We start from the raw sequence: 21,339 nt of genomic DNA, 5'->3' as shown, positions 1-21,339 counted from the left end.
TCGCGTCGCTCTTGAGCTCGCTATCGCAGGCAAGCCAGCTCCCACATTTGAATGTATTCACAGATCAAAAATGTGGGAGCTGGCTTGCCTGCGATGAGGCCCGTTTGGACAAATATGCGGGTAAGTAGAGCCCCACATAGGCATCAAACACTCGCATTCCTTCCTCAGCCATGCGCGGCGTAATCAGCCCGTGCTGATGCACCGAGCGCGCATACACGCGGTCGCTCAACTCCAGCGCCAGGGCAAATACATCTACGTCCTTAGGCAAGCTCGGCACTTCGAAATGGCGGTTGAACACCTCCAGCATCAAGTCCCCCAATTCCAGATCATGCTGACGATCGGCCTGGGTCACCTCGGTCAACCCGTGCTGTGCCAGGATCAACTGGCGTGCAGCCGCGTCCTGGTCGTAAACGTTGAGCATGCGCTGTTCGACGATGCAGGACAGGTCGCGCCAATGCTTGAGTGAGTCATGTTCGATGGGCGCCTGGATGGCGGCGCGGAAGGCGGCGTGTACCTGGGCGGTCAACGCCTCCAGCAAAGCCGGCACGCTGGCGAAGAAGTGATACACCGACGACGGCGGAATCTGCGCACGTTCGGCCACGCTGTAGATCGACAAACCGGCCACGCCTTCGGCAGCCAGCAAGGCGCGGGCGGCGTCCAGGATCGCGTCGATCCGCGCCTGGCTGCGGGCGCGGGGTTTGCGAGGGGCGGCGGGGCGGGTGGTCATGGATGTCTCCTACAAGGCAGCGGGCATTGTATGAGCAGGGAGGTGTGTTGTCTTCCAGGCCGCCATCGGGAGCAAGCCCCCTCCCACAGTTGACCCCATTCCAAATGTGGAACTCGGTCAGTGTGGGAGGGGCGGTGCGACGATTCGACTTGCTCCCGATGAGGCCAATTCGGTCTCCCGGAATAAGCCCATAAAAAAGCGCCACAGACCCTAAGCCTGTGGCGCTTCTTCAATGCCGCAACCACTTACACGGTATGCAGGTACCAGTTGTACTCAAGGTCGGAGATGGAGTGTTCAAACTCTTCCAGCTCACTTTCCTTACAGGCAACAAAGATATCGATGTATTTAGGATCGATGTACTTGGCCATCACCTCGCTGTCGTCCAACTCGCGCAGGGCATCGCGCAGGTTGTTCGGCAGGCTTTGCTCGTTCTGCTCGTAGCTGTTGCCTTCCACCGGAGCGCCCGGTTCGATCTTGTTGGTCAGACCGTGGTGTACACCCGCCAGGACCGAAGCCATCAGCAGATAAGGGTTGGCATCGGCACCGGCCACGCGGTGTTCGATACGCACGGCATCGGACGAGCCGGTGGGGACGCGAATGGCTACGGTGCGGTTGTCCAGGCCCCAGCACGGCGAGTTCGGCACATAGAACTGCGCGCCGAAACGACGGTAGGAGTTGACGTTGGGGCACAGGAACGCCATTTGGGCGGGCAGGGTCTCCAGCACACCGCCGATCGCGTGACGCAATGCGGCGTTCTGCTCGGGATCCTCGCTGGCAAAGATGTTCTTGCCGTCCTTGTCCAGAATGGAGATGTGTACGTGCAACCCATTGCCTGCCTGCCCTGGGTAAGGCTTGGCCATGAAGGTGGTGTCCATCTCATGGTCGTAGGCGATGTTCTTGATCAGGCGCTTGAGCAGTACTGCGTAGTCGCAGGCCTTGATCGGGTCGGCCACGTGGTGCAGGTTCACTTCGAACTGCGCCGGGGCACTTTCCTTGACGATGGCATCGGCCGGAATGCCTTGCTCCTTGGCACCTTCCAGAATGTCCTGGAGGCAGTCGACGTATTCGTCGAGGTCGTCGATCAGGTAGACCTGTGTCGAGTGCGGGCGTTTGCCGGAGATCGGCGAGCGGGGCGGTTGTGGGCGGCCGTTCACGTTCTCCTGGTCGATCAGGTAGAACTCAAGCTCGAAGGCGGCGCAGATGGTCAGACCGAGGTCGTCAAACTTGCTTACAACTTGGCGGAGCACTTCGCGCGGGTCGGCGAAGAAAGGTTCACCTTCAAGTTCGTGCATGGTCATCAGCAATTGCGCGGTAGGGCGCTTTTGCCAGGGTTCATTGCACAGGGTGTCGGGGATTGGATAACAGATTCGGTCAGCATCACCGATGTCCAGGCCCAGGCCGGTGCTTTCCACCGTCGAGCCATTGATATCCAGGGCAAATAAAGAGGCAGGCAGGTTAATGCCCTTCTCGTAAACCTTGTGGAGGCTGGTGCGTTCGATGCGCTTGCCGCGCACCACACCATTCATATCCGCAATTAGAAGGTCTACGTACAGAACCTCAGGATGATCCTTAAGGAACGCGTTCGCTTCGTTAAGCTGAACGGCACGCGGGGGTACCGACATGATGCAACACCTTTGTTGTTAAAAATATCAATCATTGATCTTTTCTGGTTTCAGTCAACCCGAACGGCTTGCCGAAGTCAAGCGAGGCATTTTTTGCCCTAAAAAAGCGCCATGAAGGCTTTTTTGGGGCTTTTTGGGGCGGTTTTTTGGGTTTAAAGGTCTTTGGACCTGCAGGCTTGAGCGGGCCGTGTTGTATTTTTTACGGGGGTGTTGTGTAAAAAAATGAACAAGGCTAAGCTCGATTCAAACCCATAACAGCAATAATACCGGGGTGCTTCATGTTTCACCTGCCGCCATTCGGCGTCTCTGCGTGCTTGCGCCACACATTGTGCGCAGTCCGTTCGTCCCGCGTGAATGCTCACGCACCGGCCAATATTCTTGACGGCCCGTCCGACCTCCTCTTTGCCAACGCCTGCGCCACCCACCCGCCCATATTCGCCGTGCCGATCATGATTCTGCACAACTTTGGCGTGAGGAATGCAACCCATGGGCAAATGGCAGGTAAGCTCCTACCCTGAATGAACAAACGACGCGGATGCTGCGTCAACCAACGCCTGGCTTTTAACGGATGCCAGGAAACCCAGCCCAGAGGCATTTATGAGTAACAACCTCGACCAGCTCACCGATTGGTTGAAAGACCACAAGATCACAGAAGTCGAATGCATGATTGGCGACCTCACCGGTATTACCCGGGGCAAGATCTCGCCGACCAACAAGTTCATCGCCGAAAAAGGCATGCGCCTGCCCGAAAGCGTTCTGTTGCAGACCGTGACCGGCGACTATGTCGAGGACGACATCTATTACGAATTGCTCGACCCGGCCGACATCGACATGATCTGCCGCCCCGACCAGAACGCGGTATTCCTGGTGCCCTGGGCCATCGAGCCGACTGCCCAGGTGATCCACGACACCTACGACAAGCAAGGCAACCCGATCGAGCTGTCGCCGCGCAACGTGCTCAAGAAAGTCCTCAAACTCTACTCCGACCGCGGCTGGCAGCCCATCGTGGCGCCGGAGATGGAGTTCTACCTGACCAAGCGTTGCGAAGACCCGGACTTTCCGCTGCAACCGCCGATTGGCCGTTCCGGGCGCCCGGAGACTGGCCGCCAGTCTTTCTCTATAGAAGCAGCCAACGAATTCGACCCGCTGTTCGAAGACGTCTACGACTGGTGCGAACTGCAGGAGCTGGACCTCGACACCCTGATCCACGAAGACGGTACCGCACAGATGGAAATCAACTTCCGTCACGGCGATGCCCTGTCCCTGGCCGACCAGATCCTGGTGTTCAAGCGCACCATGCGTGAAGCCGCGCTCAAGCACGACGTGGCTGCCACCTTCATGGCCAAGCCGATGACCGGCGAGCCCGGCAGCGCGATGCACCTGCACCAGAGCATCATCGACATCGCCACCGGCAAGAACGTCTTCTCCAATGAAGATGGGACCATGAGCCAGCTGTTTCTCAACCACATTGGTGGCCTGCAGAAGTTCATACCTGAATTGCTGCCGCTGTTCGCCCCGAACGTGAACTCGTTCCGCCGCTTCCTGCCCGACACCTCGGCGCCGGTGAACGTGGAGTGGGGCGAAGAGAACCGCACCGTCGGCCTGCGCGTACCGGATGCCGGCCCACAGAACCGCCGCGTGGAGAACCGCCTGCCGGGCGCCGATGCCAACCCCTACCTGGCGATTGCCGCCAGCCTGCTGTGCGGCTACATCGGCATGGTCGAAGGCCACAACCCGAGCGCGCCAGTAGTCGGCCGTGGTTACGAGCGCCGCAACCTGCGCTTGCCGTTGACCATCGAAGATGCCCTTGAGCGTATGGAAAACAGCAAGACCATCGAGAAATACCTGGGGCAAAAGTTCATCACAGGCTACGTCGCGGTCAAGCGGGCCGAGCATGAAAACTTCAAGCGCGTGATCAGTTCGTGGGAGCGGGAATTCCTGCTCTTCGCCGTCTGATGCGCCGGGCGCGTCCTTCAAACGGCGCGCCCTTCACTGAAAAGTCTAGGAGATTGGTATGTCCAGCAACAACCCGCAAACCCGTGAATGGCAAGCCTTGAGCAATGATCACCACCTGGCGCCGTTCAGCGATTTCAAGCAATTGAAAGAGAAAGGCCCAAGGATCATCACCAAAGCCCACGGTGTTTACCTGTGGGACAGCGAAGGCAACAAGATCCTCGACGGCATGGCCGGCCTGTGGTGCGTGGCGATCGGCTATGGTCGCGACGAACTGGCTGACGCCGCCGCCAAACAGATGAAAGAGCTGCCGTACTACAACCTGTTCTTCCAGACCGCTCACCCGCCGGTGCTTGAACTGGCCAAAGTCATTTCCGAAGTCGCGCCCGCCGGCATGAACCATGTGTTCTTCACCGGCTCCGGCTCCGAAGGCAACGACACCATGTTGCGCATGGTCCGCCACTACTGGGCGATCAAGGGCCAGCCGAACAAGAAAACCATCATTGCCCGCAAGAACGGCTACCACGGTTCTACCGTGGCCGGCGCCAGCCTGGGTGGCATGACCTATATGCATGAGCAGGGCGACCTGCCTATCCCGGGCATCACCCACATCGCTCAACCCTACTGGTTTGGCGAAGGCGGCGACATGAGCCCTGAAGAGTTCGGGATCTGGGCCGCCAACCAGCTGGAAGAGAAGATTCTGGAGTTGGGCGTGGACAACGTCGGCGCCTTTATCGCCGAGCCGATCCAGGGAGCTGGTGGCGTGATCGTGCCACCCGCCACCTACTGGCCGCGCATCAAGGAAATTCTCGCCAAGTACGACATCCTGTTTGTCGCCGACGAAGTGATCTGCGGTTTCGGCCGTACCGGTGAGTGGTTCGGTAGCGATTTCTACGACCTCAAGCCACACATGATGACCATCGCCAAGGGGCTGACCTCAGGCTACGTGCCCATGGGCGGCCTGATCGTGCGCGACGAAGTGGTGGCGGTGCTCAACGAAGGGGGCGATTTCAACCACGGTTTTACCTACTCCGGCCACCCGGTCGCCGCGGCTGTGGCCCTGGAAAACATCCGTATCCTGCGCGATGAAAAAATCGTCAGCCGTGTACACGACGAAACGGCACCGTATTTGCAGAAACGTCTGAGGGAGCTGGCTGACCACCCGCTGGTGGGCGAAGTGCGCGGCGTGGGTATGCTCGGTGCGATCGAGCTGGTGCAGGACAAGGCCACGCGCAAGCGTCATGAAGGCAAGGGCGCCGGCATGATCTGCCGAACCTTCTGCTTCGAGAATGGCCTGATCATGCGCGCCGTGGGCGACACCATGATCATTTCGCCGCCGCTGGTGATCAGCCAGGCAGAAATCGACGAGCTGGTGACCAAGGCCCGTCATTGTCTGGACCTGACGTTGGCGGCATTGCAGGGCTGAGTAGATAAATGCGGGGGCCGGTTGAAAGCGGGCCCCTGAACTTGCCAGACTGTCGTCCTGTTTTGTTGCCCTTTGGCTGGGCCCGAAACATAAACAATGTGCGGCCCAAAAAAGAAAAATCGGAGCATCACCCAATGAAGGCATTAGGTTTGAAAAACGCTGGCAAGACCCTCCTCGCCTTGTCCCTGATGGGCGCAATGGCGGGCGCGGCCCAGGCAGACAATAAAGTGCTGCACGTGTACAACTGGTCTGACTACATTGCACCGGACACCATCGCCAACTTTGAAAAAGAGTCGGGTATCAAGGTGGTGTACGACGTGTTCGACAGCAACGAGACCCTGGAAGCCAAGTTGCTGGCAGGCAAGTCCGGCTACGACATCGTCGTGCCGTCGAACAACTTCCTGGCCAAGCAGATCAAGGCCGGCGTGTACCAGGAGCTGGACACGTCCAAGCTGCCTAACTACAGCAACCTGAACAAATCCCTGCTCAAGGCCGTGTCGGTCAGCGACCCGGACAACAAGCACGCGTTCCCCTACATGTGGGGTTCGATCGGCATCGGCTACAACCCGGAGAAGGTCAAGGCCGCGCTGGGCGTGGACAAGATCGATTCGTGGGATGTGCTGATGAAGCCGGAAAACATCGCCAAGCTGAAAAGCTGCGGCGTGAGCTTCCTCGACTCGCCAACCGAAATGCTGCCAATCGCGCTGCATTACCTGGGCCTGCCGACCGACAGCCAGAAGAAAGCCGATCTCAAGCAGGCTGAAGACCTGTTCTTGAAGATCCGTCCTTCAATCGGCTATTTCCACTCGTCCAAGTACATCTCCGACCTTGCCAACGGCAATATCTGCGTAGCCGTGGGTTACTCGGGTGACATTCAGCAAGCCAAGTCCCGGGCGGCTGAAGCCGGTGGCAAAGTCAAAGTGGCCTACGACATTCCGAAAGAAGGCGCCGGCAGCTTCTTCGACATGGTCGCTATCCCCAAGGATGCCGAAAACGTCGAGGCCGCCTACACCTTCATGAACTACCTGCTCAAGCCCGAAGTCATGGCGTCGATCACCAACAGCGTGCGTTTCCCGAACGGTAACGAGAAGGCCACCGCACTGGTCGATAAAGACATCACCAGCGACCCGGGCATCTACCCGTCGGCGGACGTGCAGGCCAAGCTCTACGCGATTGCCGACTTGCCGGCCGCGACCCAGCGTGAAATGACCCGTAGCTGGACCAAGATCAAGTCGGGCAAGTAAGCCCTGGCAGCTGTGGGAGGGGGGTAAGCCCCTCTCCCACAAATTAGATCAAAGAAAGTTTTGCCGGATCGGTTTATCGAGGGTAAGTTGCGCGCCGGTTTTGTTGCCGGGCAACAACTTTGGGCCCAACTATTTAAGAGGACCTCCACTTGCCAATTTCTTTATTTCGCAAAGCCTTGCTGGTGGGTGCAGGTATCACGCTGGCTGTCAGCGTGCAGGCCGCATCGACGGTGCATGTTTATAACTGGTCGGACTACATCGGCCCCGACACCCTGGCCAACTTTGAAAAGGCCACCGGCATCAAGCCCGTGTATGACGTGTTTGATTCCAACGAAACCCTGGAAGGCAAGTTGCTCGCCGGGCGTACCGGCTATGACGTGGTCGTGCCGTCCAACCATTTCCTCGGCAAGCAGATCAAGGCCGGGGCGTTCCAGAAGCTCGACAAGTCACTGCTGACAAACTACGCCAACCTCGACCCGGCCCTGCTCAAGCGCCTGGAAAAGAACGACCCGGACAACCAGTACGCGGTGCCGTACCTGTGGGGCACCAACGGCATTGGCTACAACGTCGATAAGGTCAAGGAAGTGCTGGGCGTCGACCATATCGATTCCTGGGCGGTGTTGTTCGAACCGGAAAACATGAAGAAGCTCGCCACCTGCGGTGTGTCGTTCATGGATTCGGCCGATGAAATGCTGCCGGCAGTGCTCAACTACATGGGCCTGGACCCTAACAGCACCAACCCGGCCGACTACAAGAAGGCCGAAGAGAAGCTGCTCAAAGTGCGGCCCTACGTGACTTACTTCCATTCCTCCAAATACATCTCGGACCTGGCCAACGGCAACATCTGCGTGGCCGCCGGTTTCTCCGGTGATGTATTCCAGGCCAAGGCCCGCGCGGCCGAGGCGGGCAAGGGCGTGAACATCGCCTACGCAATTCCCAAGGAAGGCGGCAACCTCTGGTTTGACGTACTGGCGATCCCCAAGGATGCGAGCAACGTTAAAGAGGCTCATGCCTTCATCAACTATTTGCTGCAACCTGAGGTGATCGCCCAGGTCAGTGATTACGTCGGTTACGCCAACCCTAACCCCGGGGCGGACAAGCTGATGGAACAATCGATACGCACCGACGCAGCGGTTTACCCACCGCAGGCGGTTCTCGAGCGGACATTCGTCAACTTCGAGCTACCCCCGAAAGTGCAGCGTTTAATGACCCGTAGCTGGACCAAGGTCAAGACGGGCAAGTAAGGCTCAAACTATCCAAGGCTGGCCCGTATTGGGCGAGCTGCACTCTTTTTTTGGGAGTTTCGTAAATGGCAGTTGCCTCCGGCGCCTATAAGAAAGCCCTCGAGGGCGACCAGACACCGAAAAAGGTGTTGGTCAAAATCGACCGGGTCACGAAGAAGTTCGACGAGACGATTGCGGTGGACGATGTGTCCCTGGAAATCAAGAAAGGCGAGATCTTCGCCTTGCTCGGCGGTTCGGGTTCAGGCAAGTCCACCTTGCTGCGTATGCTCGCAGGTTTCGAGCGCCCAACCGAAGGCCGCATCTATCTGGACGGCGTGGACATTACCGACATGCCGCCCTACGAGCGGCCGATCAACATGATGTTCCAGTCCTATGCGCTGTTCCCGCACATGACCGTGGCGCAGAACATCGCGTTCGGCCTGCAGCAGGACAAGATCCCCAAGGCCGAAGTCGACGCCCGCGTGGCCGAGATGCTCAAGCTGGTGCAGATGAGCCAATACGCCAAGCGCAAGCCGCACCAGCTGTCCGGCGGCCAGCGCCAGCGTGTAGCCCTGGCCCGTTCCCTGGCCAAGCGCCCCAAACTCTTGCTGCTCGATGAGCCGATGGGCGCCCTGGACAAGAAGCTGCGCTCGCAGATGCAGCTGGAGCTTGTAGAGATCATCGAGCGCGTCGGCGTGACGTGCGTGATGGTGACCCACGACCAGGAAGAGGCCATGACCATGGCCGAGCGTATCGCGATCATGCACCTGGGCTGGATTGCCCAGATCGGCAGCCCGATCGACATCTACGAAACCCCTACCAGCCGCCTGGTGTGCGAGTTCATCGGCAACGTGAACATCTTCGACACCCAGGTGGTGGACGACGCCGAAGGCCATGCGGTGCTCAAGTGCCCGGACCTGGATCGCGACATCTACGTGGGCTACGGCATCGCTACTTCGGTGGAAGACAAGTCGGTGACCTACGCGATTCGCCCGGAAAAACTGCTGGTCACCACCGAAATGCCGACCTGCGAGCACAACTGGTCCAGCGGCAAGGTGCACGATATCGCCTACCTGGGCGGTCACTCGGTGTTCTATGTGGAGCTGCCGAGTGGCAAGCTGGTGCAGTCCTTCGTCGCCAACGCCGAACGCCGTGGCCAGCGCCCAACCTGGGGTGATCAGGTTTACGTGTGGTGGGAAGACGACAGCGGCGTGGTACTTCGCTCATGAACATGAAGAAATTCAAGCGGCGCTTGGATCGCATAATCCCCAATGGCAAGCAGGTGGTCATCGGGATTCCATTCCTCTGGCTGTTTCTGTTTTTCGCACTGCCGTTTTTCATCGTATTGAAAATCAGCTTTGCCGAAGCCGACGTGGCGATCCCGCCCTACACCGAGATCTACACCTACGTTGAGCAAAAGCTGGAAGTGGTGCTGAACCTGGCCAACTACAGCCTGCTGGCGGGCGACGAGTTGTACATCGCCGCCTACCTGGGCTCGTTGAAGATGGCGTTCTTCAGCACGCTGCTGTGCCTGCTGATCGGCTACCCGATGGCCTACGCCATCGCCACCGCGCGCAAAGAGATGCAGACCGTGCTGGTGCTGCTGATCATGATGCCGACCTGGACCGCGATTCTGATCCGCGTGTATGCGTGGATGGGCATCCTCAGCAACAACGGCTTGCTCAACGGCTTCCTGATGTCCATGGGGCTGATCAGCGAACCGTTGCAGATCCTCAACACCAACATCGCGGTGTATATCGGCGTGGTCTACTCGTACCTGCCGTTCATGATCCTGCCGCTGTACGCCAACCTGGTCAAACACGACCAGAGCCTGCTGGAAGCTGCCTCCGACCTCGGTTCGAGCACCTTCAACAGCTTCTGGAAAATCACCGTGCCGCTGTCCAAGAACGGCATCATCGCCGGCTGCATGTTGGTGTTTATCCCAGTGGTGGGCGAGTTCGTGATCCCGGAACTGCTCGGCGGCCCGGAAACCCTGATGATCGGTAAAGTGTTGTGGCAGGAATTTTTCAACAACCGTGACTGGCCGGTGGCTTCTGCCTTGGCCGTGGTGATGCTGGCGATCCTGATCGTGCCGATCATCCTGTTCAACCGCAGCCAGGCCAAAGAGCTGGAGGGCAAGATATGAAGCGCTTTCGTTTCTCCAGCTTCATGCTGGTCGCAGGCTTGTTGTTTATCTACCTGCCGATGTTGATCCTGGTGATCTATTCGTTCAACGAATCCAAGCTGGTGACGGTGTGGGGCGGTTGGTCGATCAAGTGGTACGTGGGCCTGCTGGACAACACCCAATTGATGGGCTCGGTGGCGCGTTCCCTGGAAATCGCCTGCTACACGGCGGTGGCCGCGGTGGCGCTGGGCACGTTGGCGGCCTTTGTGCTCACGCGTATCAGCCAGTTCAAGGGCCGTACGCTGTTCGGCGGCCTGGTGACGGCGCCGCTGGTGATGCCGGAAGTGATCACCGGCCTGTCGCTGTTGCTGCTGTTCGTGGCCATGGCGCAGATGATCGGCTGGCCCCAGGAGCGTGGCATCGTCACCATCTGGATCGCGCACACGACGTTCTGTGCGGCGTATGTGGCGGTGGTGGTGTCGGCGCGCTTGCGTGAGCTTGATTTGTCGATCGAAGAAGCCGCGATGGATTTGGGCGCGAGGCCGTGGAAGGTGTTCTTCCTGATCACCATCCCGATGATCGCGCCGTCGCTGGCGGCGGGCGGCATGATGTCCTTTGCGCTGTCCCTGGATGACCTGGTACTGGCCAGCTTTGTGTCGGGCCCGGGTTCCACCACCTTGCCGATGGAAGTGTTCTCGGCGGTGCGCCTTGGGGTTAAACCCGAGATCAACGCGGTGGCGAGCCTGATCCTGTTGGCGGTGTCGTTGGTGACGTTCCTGGTGTGGTTCTTCAGCCGCCGGGCCGAAGAGCATCGCAAGAAGGCCATCCAGCAAGCCATCGAAGAAGCTGCAGCGGATGGCTGGCAACAGCCGGACAAGCGCCGCGCGCCTGCACCGGTCTAACTGCCGGAATGCGCTAAAAAATGTGGGAGCTGGCTTGCCAGCTCCCACATTTGATTGCATTTCAAGTCAACTATGCAGCCCATGGCGATGTGCGAATCACCTGCACAAAATTCATCGGCCTGAACCCCGGCTCCTGATCCACCAGCACATCGGTCTTCACGTTGCCAAACGTGGTCTGCGGGCGATGGCGCAAGCCGTCGGCGAAGGCGCAGATGATGCACTCCTTGAACCCTTTACCGCGTGGATGCGCATGCACCACCGCTTCGCGCTGCACCGTGGAAAATGCGGCGTAGTCCATGCCCAGCACGTCCATCTCCACCCCGGCGGTCACCAGCGCCACGGTGGGGCGCAGGTGTTGCGGCACACCCGGCGTGGTGTGCAGGGCGATGGACAGCCACACTTGTTCGATATCGTCATCGCTCAGCCCGTAAGGCTTGAGGAACGCGGCGGCGGCATTGGCACCGTCCACTTCGAAACGCTGGTCGTCACTGCGATGACCTTCCACCAGGCCCAGGTCATGGAACATTGCGCCGACGTACAGCAGCTCCGGGTTGTAGGCCAGTTGCTTGCGCTCTCCGCTCAAGGCGCCGAACAGGAATACCCGGCGCGAGTGGTGGTAGAGCAGGTCGGATTCGATGTCGCGGATGTATTCGGTGGTGGCCTTGGCCAAGGCACTGTCTGGGATCTTGATGCCGGCGATGGTGGTGTTCATGGGGGTGCTCCTCTGGAAAGACTCCAGTCTGGTCGCGCTTGGGCGACGCAGCTATCGAGACGAGGGAGCGTTTTCGGCCAATGTGCTGCCACATCGCGCCAAGGCTGCGCGCGATCTAATGTGGGAGCTGGCTTGCCTGCGATAGCATCACCTCGGTATACCTGATGAGCCCAGGTGTCTGCATCGCAGGCAAGCCAGCTCCCACAGGGTTTTGCGTCAGCCCAGAGATAAAGGTCTCCCATGCACAAAACCGTCGCCATCCTGATCTTCCCCGGCGTCCAGTCACTGGACGTGACCGGGCCCATGGATGTGTTCTGCGAGGCCAACCGCTTCCTGGTGCCCGACGATCACTACCGCCTGGAGGTGATCGGTTTCGGTCACGGTTCTATGGCTGCCTCCAACGGCCTGTCCTTGCAGGCCCACAAACACTACAGCGAAGCCCGGCAGCCCTACGACCTGTTGCTGGTAGCGGGCGGCCCGCAACTGCCTTTCGAAGATTTCGGCCCTCAGTTTGATGAGTGGCTGCGCGGTGCCGCTGCCAGGGCACAGCGCTTCGGCTCGATCTGCAACGGCGCCTTCATGCTGGCCCGCGCCGGTCTGCTGGACGGTAAAACCGTCACTACCCACTGGAATGACGCCGCCAGCCTGGCGCGCCTGTGCCCTTCTGCCCAGGTCGAGGCCGACCGTCTCTATGTGCAGGACGGCAACCTCTACACCTCGGCCGGGGTCACGGCGGGTATCGATCTTTCGCTGTACCTGCTGGCCCAGGATCACGGCCCGGAAGTGGCGCTGAGCGTGGCCAAGCGCCTGGTGGTGTTCACCCAACGCTCGGGCGGGCAATCGCAATTCAGCCCGTTTCTCACACCCCATGCCGAGGCCACTTCGGCGGTGGCGCTGGTGCAGTTATACGTGCTGGCCAACCTGACCGGGGATTTGACCATTGCCGATTTGGCCAGGGCGGCCAATATGAGTGCGCGCAATTTCTCCCGGGTGTTCGCCCGTGAAGCGCGGATCACGCCGGCGGAATTTGTCGAGCGCGCGCGGGTGGACGCGGCGCGGGTGATGCTCGAAAGCAGCCATGCGCCGCTCAAGACCGTGGCCTATCAATGCGGGTTTCGCGACGCCCAGCACATGCGCAGCGTGTTCAATCGCCGCCTGGGCGTCACACCGCAACAGTTCAGGCTTAACTTCGCCGCACCCGTGTAGCGGTAAACAGCTATCTGGCAGGCAACAGTTTCAAGGTACCTCGGGTATTGGCCGTCACTTCCTCATCACTGAGATGCGCCTGCTCATACCCGCCTTCGATATAGCTTTGCGCCTGATCACCATAGTGAGCATCAAACGGTACGCCGCTTTGCCCCACCGGGTTGATCGTCAGGGCGTGGGCAGGGTCGGCAAAGTCGATCAGGCGCCGTGTCGAAGGTCCATAGGTCACCGGCCATGGCGCCGGTCCGATCGCGGCGGTCTGGTTGTTCGGCACTTCGTGGCTGCCCGGTGCGGCGAACGGGCCGACGTTGAAGAGCTTATCCAGCGGTTTCTGCATGCCCAGCGGATGACCATGGGTCAAGGTGTGCGCCTTGCCCCACTGCCACTGCGTCGGGTCGTCGCCGAAGGTCGTCTTGAGGTGGGCCAGGCTGTTGTCCCAGGCGAGCTTGACGATATCCGCGCGTTTGCCCTCCCACCAGGGTGAGTCCGGCGAGGCCGCCAGGCGTGGCAACGCCGCGTCGATCACGCGGGTGGTGATCAGGGTCTTGAACAGTGCATCGCCCAGCTTCGGGTGGAAGGTCGCATCGGCAAGGTTGAACAGGAACTGGTTGAACAGCGTGGCGCTGGTGGAGTCCAGCGGGTAGTCGCCTTTCCAGCTTGCGAGCTGTTCCACCAGCTTGAGTTGAGCCGGGTCCTTGATCCCTTCGCGCAGCACCGGCAGCAGCGGTGCGAGCAGGCGTGGGCCGTAGGCGGTGGTGGTGCCCAGTTGCAAGGCCTGGCTGTTGCTTACATCCCACTTCACGCTGTTGTCGCTCAACTGCGCGTTCAACTGCTGGCCACGGTCCGCGAGGTTGTAATAGCCCGGGATCTCCATGCCGGTGGGCGATGCCGGTTGGGCGTTGGCGGAGACCACATAGCCACGTGCCGGGTTCTCTTCCTGGGGGTTGGCGCTGAACGGGTAGAAGCCCAACTTGTCGGCCTGGGTGGTGCTGCCATCGAGGATGAACGCCGGGTTGACGCCGGCCGGGCGGATCGGCAACTGCGCTGCCGCCCACCAGCCGATATCGCCCTTGGCATTGGCCCATATGATGTTCAGGCCCGGTGCCGACACCTTGGCGGCCGCGGCACGTGCCTTGGCCAGGGTATCGGCGCGGTTGAGTTGGTAGAAGCCTTCGAGGATCGGGTTTTCGGTGTCCAGGAACGCCCACCACATGGCAATTGGCGTGCTGCCGGCGTTCTCGCCGAGCACGTCATTGATGATCGGGCCGTGGGGCGAACGGCGCAGCGTGAGGGTCACCGGCGCCTGGCCCTTGACCTGGATCTGTTGCTCGCTGCTGGTCATGTCGACCCATTGGCCGTGATACCAGACCTGGTTGGGGTTGTCCGGGTTGACCTTCTCGGCGACCAGATCAAGGTCGTCGTTCTGGAACATGGTCAGGCTCCAGCCGAAGTCCAGGTTGTGCCCCAGGAACGCCACCGGCACCAGCGCGTTGTGATAGCCGTACAGCTCAAAGCCTGGCGCCGACAGCTGCGCCTCGTACCACACCGATGGCACCGAGAAGCGGATATGCGGGTCACCCGCCAGCAACGGCTTGCCGCTTTTGGTATGGCTGCCGCTGACGGCCCAGGCGTTGCTGCCCTCGAACTGCGGCAGGCCGTTTTCGGCCAGGGCCTGTTCACTCAGGGCGGCGATGGCGCCGAGGGTTTGCCAGTCACTGGCCGCCAGGTTGAGCGCACCCTTGGGTTGCCAGTCGAGGTCGAACACTTTCAGGTAGTCGCTGCCCAGACGGTCGCGTACGTAAGTCAGCACCGGCTCGGTACGAAAGGCGGCGGCAAAGCTGTAAGCCATGTACCCGGCGACGCTGATACTGTCCTCGACGGTAAAGCGGCGCTTGGGGATGCCCAGCACGTCGAACTCCATGGGGCTGGCGTGGCTGTCCTGATATTGGTTGATCCCGTCCAGATAGGCTTGCAGGGCTTTGGACGACGCCGAATCGGGGTCCATGTGCTCTGCGTAGCTCAAGGCGCGCTCACGAATGCGCAGGCTGCGAAACAGCTTGTCGGTTTCAAGCAGTTTGGGCCCCAGCACTTCGGCCAGTTCGCCACGGGCCAGGCGCCGCATGACCTCCATCTGGAACAGCCGGTCCTGGGCATGCACATAGCCCAGGGCGCGGTACAGGTCAGCCTCGTTCTCGGCACGGATATGCGGTACGCCACGGTCGTCGTAGCGCACCGTGACCGAGCTTTGCAGGTGGGCCAGGTTCACTGTGCCCTGGCGCGTGGGCTGCTTGCTGTAGACATACCAACCGGCGCCGAGGGCGACCAGCGCAATCAGCACCGCGAAAATCTGCAAGACGCGCTTCATGAACATTCCTTACCAGAGTGGACGGGCTACAGATCCTTAGGCCACGAACAATAGCAGCCTACCGCGAGGGTGTGAGTGGCATTCACTTCGCGTCCGGTTCCAAGGGCCTTGAGGATGGGTTCGATAAAACTGTTGCTGGCATTGCACGTCAGCCCTTCGCTGTAGGGGCCGAAGTACGCCAGCTTGCCTGTGCGGTCCCAGATGCCTACGGCCGGGCTGGCGGGTATCCGATCGGCGCCGGGCAGGGCGTCGAGGATTTTCATGTGGCGCAGGTTGTCGGGCAGGGTGCCGTGGCTACCGGCTTTTTGCAGCGCATAGAACTCGACCCCCTGGGGCGCATACTGCTCGATCAGTTCACCCAGGTGTTGCTGGTTGCCGACATTGCACGGGCAGGCCGGGTCCCAGAAGTGCACCAGGCGAATCGGGCCAGGGCCGCTGAGGGCGGCGGGCAGTTGCAGCGCGTCGCCGGAAAATACCGCCGTGTGTTCGCTGAAGGCGCGCAGGTAGCGGCCCTGGAACCAGTCATACGCGGCCCACAGCACGCCGGCGCAGATAACCAGGATCAGGCTGGCGAACAGGGCGTTGCGGTAAGGCGGTCGCATTCAAAGGTATCCTCGCAGGTCGCGTAGCTTGCCATGCTTGTCCTGACAGATGAATATCGCAGCTCGATATTCATCTTCACCGCCAGTCTGGAAGCCTTTATGCCCGTCACCTTTGACCCTGATCATCTGCGCGAAAGCTTGCGGCCCCTGGTGGACGCGCAACCGCTTAGCGCCGAGGCAAGGGTCTATCAACGTTTCTATGGGCTTGACCTGGCCGCTCGCAAGGTGCCGGCGGTGAGCCGGTTGGGGCGCCTGGAAGTGGACGGGTTTGAAGTGGTGGCCCAGGTATGGTGGCCGCCTGCGCCGGTGGCAACGATGTTCATGTTCCACGGTTTCTACGACCACATGGGGTTGTACCGCCATGTGGTGGATTGGGCGCTGGACCAGGGCTTTGTGGTGATCGCCTGCGACTTGCCGGGCCACGGCTTGTCCAGCGGCCCGCGCGCCAGCATCGATGAGTTTGCGGTGTACCAGAGCGTGGTGCAGGCGTTGTTCGCTGAGGCCAAGGCGCTGCAATTGCCGCAACCCTGGCATCTGTTCGGGCAAAGCACCGGCGGCGCCATTGTGGTGGACCACTTGCTCAACCACGGCGCCGACAGCCCGGCCCAGGGCAAGACCTTCCTGCTCTCACCGCTGGTGCGGCCGCGTGCCTGGGGATGGTCGCAGGTCAGTTATTACCTGCTGCGCCCATTCGTCAAAGGCATCGCCCGGCGCTTCAGCGATAACTCCAACGACCCTGCGTTCAAACCGTTCCTTGAAGCCGACCCACTGCAGCCGCGCCAATTGCCCACCGCTTGGGTAGGGGCGCTGGCGCGCTGGATCAAACGCATCGAAGCCGCACCCCGCAGCCCACGGCGGCCGGTGATCGTGCAGGGTGAGGAAGATATGACGGTGGATTGGCAGCACAACTTGCGCGTGCTGCGGGGGAAGTTCGCCCAGCCCGAGGTGTTGATGCTGCCGCGGGGCAGGCATCACCTGGCCAATGAGATTCCAGAGATTCGTAATGAGTACTTCAAGTACCTCACCGATCACCTGAACTAACGCATTTTAAATGTGGGAGGGGGCTTGCCCCCGATTGCGGTGTGTCAGTCATATATCTGGTGACTGACACTCTGCTATCGGGAGCAAGCCCCCTCCCACAATTACTGCGTCAGGCTTGAGGTGCTTTGGCCGACAGCCAGCCCTGCGCGAATGGCTGCCAGGGCCGCCTGGTAATACGCCTTACCTTCCGGCGATTCGGCAAACGTAGCGAACTCTTCCAGCTCCGGGTCGGACAAATCCCGGTAGACGTACAACAGCGTGTTGTTCAGGTCCTTGTCGATTTGTTGCATCAACCGTTCGCGCTGCCCATTCAACATACCCTGGGCCTGACCGCCGCCAAGCAAACCGGGGATCATCTGGCTCAAGCTGTCGGCCGCTACACCGGCAATCGCCAGGCTGACTTCTGCACCGGCCTCGCGCGCGGGCAGGGCTTGGGCCAGATGGCCGATGATCAGGCTGCGGGTGGCGTCGGCCTGGATTTTCGGCAAGCCCTGGGCGTTTTTCGCCAACTGGTCGCGGCGCGTGGCCAGCAATTCTGCAGCGACGATCTTGCGGCCCAGGGGCGATTGGAAGAACGCCAGGGCCGGTTTCGGGTTGGCCAGGTGCTTGCGCAGTTGCGCCTCGGCACGCTGATCCATGGCTTGGGCGCCAAAGCGCTTATTGCTGTTGTCCACCAGCGCCTGATACACCACCGGCGGCAGGCTATTGCGGTAGCGTTGCTGCGCGGCACTGAGGGCGTCATTGAAATGCGCACGTTGTTCGGCCCAGCCGGCAACCTTGTACAACTGGTCATGGCTGTCTGCCCAGGCGGGCAAAACGCAGAACATCAACACGGTAAAAAACAAACGACGCATATGGACTCCTGTCAGTCGGCCACTATTGTCCGTGTCGGGCGTAGGATTTGTCGAGAAGTCCTATCAGACAGCTGATTTAAAGTGCATTTGGGCGCTCGACGGCGCTGTCGGATTCTCAGGCGTATGGATACTATGCGCGCCATGCAAATATCCCTCGATGACCCGCTGCTGCAACGTATCGTTGACGACTTGGCCGAAAAAGGCTGGTCGCAGCAGAATGGCTTCCTGCCCCAGGCTCTGACCCTGGAACTGGCGGCTGAGTGCCATAAACGTGCGGCCGAAGGTGAGCTGGCACCGGCGGCAGTCGGACGCGGGCCGGCCCAGGAGATTCGCGAGGGTATTCGCGGTGATCATATTCAGTGGCTGGAAGAGGGCGACGCGGCGGTTTGCGACACCTATATGGCCGTCATGGACAGCCTGCGCCTGGCAATGAACCGCAGCCTGTTCCTTGGGCTGGAAGATTTCGAAAGCCACTTCGCGATGTACCCGCCCGGTGCGTTTTACCTCAAGCATGTGGACCGCTTTCGTGACGACGACCGGCGCATGGTCTCGGCGGTGATCTACCTGAACGACGCCTGGCTGCCCGAGCATGGCGGCCAGTTGCGCATGTACCTCAAGGGCGGCGTCGAATATGACGTGGTGCCCACCGGCGGCTGTCTGGTGGTGTTTTTGTCGGGCGAGGTGCCCCACGAGGTACTGCCTGCCACGCGGGAGCGCCTGTCCCTGACCGGCTGGTTTCGCCGGCGGGGCAACGAGCCGTTCTGAGCAGGCGGCCCCTCCCACATTTGACCTACTGTGTCTTGACTATCGGTGTTCGGCTTTCAAACCACTTCTGCTCCAGCGCTTTCAAGCGGCCATCCGCTTTCACCCGCTCCAGCGCCTTGTCCAGGCTGCTCTTGAACGCGGGGTTGCCCTTCTGAAACGGGATCACCAGTTCAGGTTTGTCGTTATAAGCGGCGCTGACATCGAAACGATCCTTCAGCTCGGCAGTCATAGCGATATGGTTGATTGCCACATCGTACTTGCCGGTCGCCACGCCGTTCATCAGGTCGGCATCATCGGTGGTGATAAACGAGGAGCGTACGTCCATTTCTTTCGCCAGTTGCTCGCCCAGTTCCACTTCAAAGCCGGTGAGCTTGTCGCCTTCCTTGAAATTGAACGGCGGGGTGTTGGCTTCCAGGGCTATACGCAGTTCGCCGCGATCATTGACGTCATCGATCAGCTCGGCATGGGCCAATGGGCTCAGAAGGGCAAGCAACAGTAACAGGCCAGGCGAAAAGCGCATGATCACTCCTAGAGAATTCGAATGGACGAGGCGCTGTTCAGCATCGTTTTGCTATGGTGTCGGGTGCCTTGGACCGCAATTTATCGCGAAGTTGTCATAACCCTACAGATTTCACTGAAAAACTGGAGAAGCGAATGAAAGCCCTTTTGTCCCGTGCAACCCTGGCGTCCCTGCTGCTGGGTGCTTCGATGTTGGCCAGCGCTGCCGACCTGCCGCGCACACCGGCTCCTGCTGGTGCTGAAGTGTTCATTGTCTCGCCCAAAGACGGCGCTACTGTCGACAAAACCTTCACCGTCAAATTTGGCATCAAGGGCCTGGACCTGGAGCCGATCGACAAACAGGTACCGGGCGCCGGCCATCATCACCTGCTGGTAGATCAGGAAGTGGGGGCGCTCAACGCAAACGAAGCGATCCCGGCCACGCCTACATCGATTCACTTCGGCAAGGCGCAAACCGAGACCGAGCTGACCCTCACGCCAGGCAAGCACACCTTGCAACTGGTGGCTGGCGACAACGTGCATCGCCAGTTCGAGCCTACGGTAGCCTCGAAAGTCATCACGGTTAACGTCAAGTAAGATTTGTTCAGATGCAAAAAAGGGAGCCCCGAGGGGCTCCCTTTTTCGTGGTGCGGTTGAAACCTTAGAACAACACGCGGCTACGGATAGTGCCGTTGATGTGCTGCAGCTTCTCTTGCGCCAGGTCCGAGTACTCGGCGTCGACGTCGATCACCACGTAGCCGACCTTCTCGTTGGTCTGCAGGAACTGACCGGAGATGTTGATGCCGTTTTCCGCGAAGACCTTGTTGATCTCCATCATCACGCCCGGGATGTTCTGGTGGATGTGCAGCAGGCGGTGCTTGCCCGGGTGAGCCGGCAGGGCCACTTCCGGGAAGTTGACCGACGATACCGAGGTACCGTTGTCGCTGTACTTGACCAGTTTTTCCGAGACTTCCAGGCCGATGTTGGCTTGGGCTTCAGCGGTGGAGCCGCCGATGTGCGGGGTCAGGATCACGTTATCCAGGCCACGCAGCGGGCTTTCGAAGATGTCGTCGTTGGAGCGTGGCTCCACCGGGAACACGTCGATGGCGGCGCCGATCAGGTGCTTGTCCTTGATTGCGTCGGCCAGGGCGTCCAGCTTGACCACAGTGCCGCGAGCGGCGTTGATCAGGATCCCGCCTTTCTTGATCGCGCGGATTTCCTTCTCGCCGATCATCCACTGGGTTTCAGCGGTTTCCGGGACGTGCAGGGTGACGATGTCGGACATGCCCAACAGCTCGGTCAGGCTCGACACCTGGGTGGCATTGCCCAGTGGCAGCTTGGTCAGGGTGTCATAGAAGAACACCTGCATACCCAGGCCTTCGGCCAGCACCGACAGTTGGGTGCCGATCGAGCCGTAACCGACGATACCCAGCTTCTTGCCGCGGATCTCGAAGGAGTTGGCCGCGCTTTTGATCCAGCCGCCACGGTGGCAGGAGGCGTTCTTCTCTGGGATACCGCGCAGCAGCAGGATGGCCTCGGCCAATACCAGCTCCGCTACGGAACGGGTGTTGGAGTACGGGGCGTTGAACACCGCGATACCGCGCTCGCGTGCGGCATTGAGGTCCACCTGGTTGGTGCCGATGCAGAAACAACCGACCGCCACGAGTTTCTTGGCGTGGTCGAAGATCTCTTCGGTCAGCTGAGTGCGGGAGCGAATGCCGATAAAGTGCGCGTCGGCGATCTTTTCCTTGAGCTGGGCTTCCGGCAGAGAACTGGTGATGTACTCAATGCTGGTGTACCCGGCGGCTTTCAGAACGTCGACAGCCGATGGGTGGACGCCTTCCAGAAGAAGGAACTTGATCTTGCTCTTATCGAGAGAAGTCTTGCTCATCTGCGTAAACCTGTATCCCGGAGAAAATTGGCAGGGAGTCGAGCAGCGCAAGCTGACCCGGACGGCAGGAAAGCCGTCACCGCAGAAACGCCCTTTGGGTCTGTCCTGCGGGGGCGGTATGCTAGCATACGCACCCCGCTAAACACCTATTCCTGCGACGTGAAGCGTTCTCAGGATGACCAT

At 60.2% G+C, this 21,339-nt stretch carries 19 protein-coding genes; 11 read left to right on the top strand and 8 right to left on the bottom strand.

Annotated elements, in window-relative coordinates:
* Positions 1-64 precede the first annotated feature (64 nt).
* Together IH404_RS27200 and IH404_RS27195 are read right to left on the bottom strand one after the other, a co-directional pair.
* A complete protein-coding gene (locus IH404_RS27200) occupies positions 65-727 on the bottom strand; it encodes a TetR/AcrR family transcriptional regulator (RefSeq protein ID WP_194439523.1) in 663 nt (220 codons plus the stop codon).
* A 245-nt stretch (positions 728-972) separates the two neighbouring features.
* Positions 973-2,349, bottom strand: a complete 1,377-nt coding sequence (locus tag IH404_RS27195; protein WP_003213894.1) for a glutamine synthetase family protein — start codon at positions 2,347-2,349, stop codon at positions 973-975.
* A 597-nt stretch (positions 2,350-2,946) separates the two neighbouring features.
* Between IH404_RS27195 and IH404_RS27190 the strand changes: the two genes are divergently transcribed.
* The 7 genes from IH404_RS27190 (at position 2,947) to IH404_RS27160 (ending at position 11,222) form a co-directional block, all read left to right on the top strand.
* Positions 2,947-4,305: a glutamine synthetase family protein gene (locus IH404_RS27190; protein ID WP_003195249.1), complete on the top strand. Its 1,359-nt coding sequence runs from the start codon at positions 2,947-2,949 to the stop codon at positions 4,303-4,305.
* Positions 4,306-4,363: 58 nt separating this feature from the next.
* Complete coding sequence (locus IH404_RS27185) at positions 4,364-5,728, top strand: aspartate aminotransferase family protein (RefSeq protein ID WP_103734202.1); 1,365 nt, start codon at positions 4,364-4,366, stop codon at positions 5,726-5,728.
* A gap of 149 nt (positions 5,729-5,877) precedes the next feature.
* Positions 5,878-6,972, top strand: a complete 1,095-nt coding sequence (locus tag IH404_RS27180; RefSeq protein ID WP_032803992.1) for a polyamine ABC transporter substrate-binding protein — start codon at positions 5,878-5,880, stop codon at positions 6,970-6,972.
* A 149-nt stretch (positions 6,973-7,121) separates the two neighbouring features.
* On the top strand, positions 7,122-8,216 hold the full coding sequence (locus IH404_RS27175; RefSeq protein ID WP_194439521.1) for a polyamine ABC transporter substrate-binding protein: 1,095 nt from the start codon (positions 7,122-7,124) through the stop codon (positions 8,214-8,216).
* A 65-nt stretch (positions 8,217-8,281) separates the two neighbouring features.
* Complete coding sequence (gene potA / locus IH404_RS27170) at positions 8,282-9,424, top strand: polyamine ABC transporter ATP-binding protein (protein WP_003195240.1); 1,143 nt, start codon at positions 8,282-8,284, stop codon at positions 9,422-9,424.
* Positions 9,421-10,341, top strand: a complete 921-nt coding sequence (locus IH404_RS27165) for an ABC transporter permease subunit (protein WP_347340290.1) — start codon at positions 9,421-9,423, stop codon at positions 10,339-10,341. The genes potA and IH404_RS27165 overlap by 4 nt, the downstream gene beginning before the upstream one ends.
* Positions 10,338-11,222, top strand: a complete 885-nt coding sequence (locus IH404_RS27160) for an ABC transporter permease subunit (RefSeq protein WP_003195236.1) — start codon at positions 10,338-10,340, stop codon at positions 11,220-11,222. Before IH404_RS27165 ends, IH404_RS27160 begins: the two co-directional genes overlap by 4 nt.
* 70 nt (positions 11,223-11,292) lie before the next feature.
* Here IH404_RS27160 and IH404_RS27155 read toward each other — a convergent pair whose 3' ends face one another.
* The gene (locus IH404_RS27155; protein ID WP_194439519.1) at positions 11,293-11,934 is read right to left on the bottom strand and encodes an HD domain-containing protein; all 642 of its coding nucleotides are present in this window, start codon (positions 11,932-11,934) and stop codon (positions 11,293-11,295) included.
* Between the two features lie 240 nt (positions 11,935-12,174).
* On the opposite strand from IH404_RS27155, the gene IH404_RS27150 reads away from it, so the two are divergent.
* Positions 12,175-13,140: a GlxA family transcriptional regulator gene (locus IH404_RS27150; RefSeq protein WP_194439518.1), complete on the top strand. Its 966-nt coding sequence runs from the start codon at positions 12,175-12,177 to the stop codon at positions 13,138-13,140.
* A gap of 10 nt (positions 13,141-13,150) precedes the next feature.
* Here the strand turns inward: IH404_RS27150 and IH404_RS27145 are convergent, their stop codons facing one another.
* Positions 13,151-15,505: a penicillin acylase family protein gene (locus IH404_RS27145; protein ID WP_194439516.1), complete on the bottom strand. Its 2,355-nt coding sequence runs from the start codon at positions 15,503-15,505 to the stop codon at positions 13,151-13,153.
* A 26-nt stretch (positions 15,506-15,531) separates the two neighbouring features.
* The gene (locus tag IH404_RS27140; RefSeq protein WP_194439514.1) at positions 15,532-16,107 is read right to left on the bottom strand and encodes a DUF6436 domain-containing protein; all 576 of its coding nucleotides are present in this window, start codon (positions 16,105-16,107) and stop codon (positions 15,532-15,534) included.
* 99 nt (positions 16,108-16,206) lie between these two features.
* On the opposite strand from IH404_RS27140, the gene IH404_RS27135 reads away from it, so the two are divergent.
* Complete coding sequence (locus IH404_RS27135) at positions 16,207-17,148, top strand: alpha/beta hydrolase (protein ID WP_194440715.1); 942 nt, start codon at positions 16,207-16,209, stop codon at positions 17,146-17,148.
* 101 nt (positions 17,149-17,249) lie between these two features.
* On the opposite strand, the gene IH404_RS27130 is transcribed toward IH404_RS27135, so the two are convergent.
* Positions 17,250-18,002: a DUF2059 domain-containing protein gene (locus IH404_RS27130; RefSeq protein WP_005792346.1), complete on the bottom strand. Its 753-nt coding sequence runs from the start codon at positions 18,000-18,002 to the stop codon at positions 17,250-17,252.
* Between the two features lie 132 nt (positions 18,003-18,134).
* Here IH404_RS27130 and IH404_RS27125 point away from each other — a divergent pair, with 132 nt between their 5' ends.
* Entirely contained in the window at positions 18,135-18,767 is a 633-nt protein-coding gene (locus tag IH404_RS27125) for a 2OG-Fe(II) oxygenase (protein ID WP_005792345.1), read from the top strand.
* 25 nt (positions 18,768-18,792) lie between these two features.
* Here the strand turns inward: IH404_RS27125 and IH404_RS27120 are convergent, their stop codons facing one another.
* The gene (locus IH404_RS27120; RefSeq protein WP_005792344.1) at positions 18,793-19,287 is read right to left on the bottom strand and encodes a transporter substrate-binding domain-containing protein; all 495 of its coding nucleotides are present in this window, start codon (positions 19,285-19,287) and stop codon (positions 18,793-18,795) included.
* A 134-nt stretch (positions 19,288-19,421) separates the two neighbouring features.
* On the opposite strand from IH404_RS27120, the gene IH404_RS27115 reads away from it, so the two are divergent.
* The gene (locus IH404_RS27115) at positions 19,422-19,862 is read left to right on the top strand and encodes a DUF4399 domain-containing protein (protein ID WP_005792343.1); all 441 of its coding nucleotides are present in this window, start codon (positions 19,422-19,424) and stop codon (positions 19,860-19,862) included.
* A gap of 64 nt (positions 19,863-19,926) precedes the next feature.
* Here the strand turns inward: IH404_RS27115 and serA are convergent, their stop codons facing one another.
* Entirely contained in the window at positions 19,927-21,156 is a 1,230-nt protein-coding gene (gene serA / locus IH404_RS27110; protein WP_124360241.1) for a phosphoglycerate dehydrogenase, read from the bottom strand.
* Positions 21,157-21,339: the final 183 nt, after the last annotated feature.

It is taken from the genome of Pseudomonas sp. OST1909 (genome assembly GCF_015277575.1).
Classification (GTDB): domain Bacteria; phylum Pseudomonadota; class Gammaproteobacteria; order Pseudomonadales; family Pseudomonadaceae; genus Aquipseudomonas; species Aquipseudomonas synxantha_A.
This window is presented reverse-complemented; position numbering and strand designations above follow the sequence as displayed.